Annotated in this window: 1 protein-coding gene; it reads right to left on the bottom strand. The window is 63.8% G+C overall.

Going from position 1 to position 348, the window contains the following annotated elements; genetic code table 11:
* Nucleotides 1-348 (bottom strand): hypothetical protein (locus E4U92_RS36185; RefSeq protein ID WP_168725291.1); only part of this gene is annotated, 348 nt, incomplete at both ends.

Here is a 348-nt window from a genome sequence, read left to right as displayed (position 1 = left end):
CGGTGACGTCCTTGGCCTTGGCGCCTTCTTCGCCGGTGCGTGCCTCTTCGGCGAGGAGGTGGGCCATTTCCGTGACGATGGTGCGGTAGATGCCGTGGCGGATGGTGTGGGGGAAGGCGGCCATGATGTGGTCTTCTTGGCCGGCGTCTTCGGTGTTCATGAAGCGGGGGGTCTTGAGGGTTTCGAGGCCGGGGACCATCAGGGGCATGCCGCGGTAGAGGTCTTCTTCCTCGGGGATGCGTGTGTTGCGGCTGGCGAGGGGGTGCAGGCCGATCTCGTGGGCGAGCATGCCCATGATGTAGCCGGTGTCGTACTTCTCGAAGTAGTAGCTGGCGAGGTTGATGTCGA

The sequence above is a fragment of the Streptomyces galbus genome (genome assembly GCF_005280195.1).
GTDB classification, from domain to species: domain Bacteria; phylum Actinomycetota; class Actinomycetes; order Streptomycetales; family Streptomycetaceae; genus Streptomyces; species Streptomyces galbus.
The sequence above is the reverse complement of the archived record's forward strand: the minus strand, read 5'-3'. Positions and strand labels throughout refer to the sequence as shown.